Raw genomic sequence first — 1,120 nt, 5'->3', positions numbered from 1 at the left:
GTGGACCCCGGCGCCGGTGCTCCCCGACGACCTGGCGCCGGCCGCCGGTGAGGTGGAGCTGGTGGCCGACATCTGGTCCGCCGACGCGCGCGCCGCCCGCCAGCACGCGCTGCTGACCCTGGCGGTGGCCCGGCTGGCCCGCCGCCGCCGGCGGGAACGCCTGGCCTCCCCCACCGGGCGGGGCGGTCCGGGCGTCGACACCCGGGCCACCCGCGCTCCGGCGCTGGCCGACGTCGACGAGGCCTTCACCGCCGAGCTCGCGCTGATCCGCTGCTGCACCGAGGGCGAGGCCGGTCAGCTGGCCGGGGAGTCGGTGCTGCTGTGCGGCCGGCTGGCGGCCACCTGGGCCGAGCTGTACGCCGGGCGGATCACCGTGGCCAAGGCCCGCGCCCTGGTCGACCTGCTCGGCGCCGCCGCGGCCGACGTCGCCGGGCGCATCGAGCGGCTGGTGCTGCCCCAGGCCGAGCACCGCGACGTGGCGTGGCTGCGCCGGACGGTGCGCCGCCACCTCGTGCGCCTGGACTCGCAGGCGCTGGAACAGCGCCGGGAGCAGGCCAAGCAGGCCCGCGACGTGTTCCGCCGGCCGACCGGGGACGGCACGAGCGAGCTGGTCATCACCCAGACCACCGGCAAGGCCGCGGCGATGGCGCAGACCCTCGACGCCTACGCCCGCCTGCTGCGCCGCGACGGCGACCCGCGACCGATCGGCGTGCTGCGCGCCGAGGTCGCCTTCGACCTGATCACCCGACCCTGGGACACCAGCCGCGCGCCGGTGACCGCGGTGCTGACCATCCACGCCGGGCTCGACGCGCTGCGGCCGCCGGCACCCGGCCCCGACGGCGCCCCGCGACCGCAGCCGGCCGGCGAGGTCGACGGCACCCCGGTCACCGCCGCCGAGTGCCGGGCGCTGCTGGCCGAGCTCGACCTGCTCGGCATCGACGCCGCCCCCGCCGGCGGCCGCGTGCAGGTCGCCGTCGGCGACCCGGCCACCGGCCGGCTGCACGCGGTGGCCACCCGCCACGAGCTGCGCACCGCGGCGGGCCGCCGCCGCACCCGCCGCCGACGGCCCGCACCCGCCGACCCGCCCCCCGGCACGGCCGACACCGGAACCGGAACCGGA

1 protein-coding gene is annotated in these 1,120 nt (G+C 79.9%); it reads left to right on the top strand.

All coding sequences use genetic code 11. The features are described 5' to 3' along the window. Positions 1 to 1,120 (top strand): 13E12 repeat family protein (locus OF117_RS22045; protein WP_263555004.1); only part of this gene is annotated, 1,120 nt, incomplete at both ends.

The sequence above is a fragment of the Geodermatophilus sp. YIM 151500 genome (assembly GCF_025716945.1).
GTDB lineage: Bacteria > Actinomycetota > Actinomycetes > Mycobacteriales > Geodermatophilaceae > YIM-151500.
Note: the sequence above shows the minus strand (reverse complement) of the source record. Positions and strands in the feature narration are given on the sequence as shown.